Annotated in this window: 1 tRNA gene; it reads left to right on the top strand. The window is 56.7% G+C overall.

Annotation, left to right across the window (positions count from 1 at the left end):
• Positions 1-108: 108 nt before the first annotated feature.
• Positions 109-184 (top strand) — tRNA-Ala (locus tag ACODTD_RS28825).
• Positions 185-314: the final 130 nt, after the last annotated feature.

Consider the following 314-nt stretch of genomic DNA (forward strand, 5'->3'; position numbering starts at 1 on the left):
AGGACACCGCCCTTTCACGGCGGTAACAGGGGTTCGAGTCCCCTAGGGGACGCCAGTTTTACAGAAGTGATGTTGCAAGATGTCGCTCCGCCGAGAGGCGAAAAATCCGGGGCTATAGCTCAGCTGGGAGAGCGCCTGCATGGCATGCAGGAGGTCAGCGGTTCGATCCCGCTTAGCTCCACCAATTTACAGTTCAAGGTCTGGCCACACCGGCCTTGAATCGATCAGTACTCAGCGCTGATCATTTGTATAGAAGGTTTGTGTCCCCTTCGTCTAGTGGCCTAGGACACCGCCCTTTCACGGCGGTAACAGGG

The organism is Pseudomonas sp. FG35, from assembly GCF_057809295.1.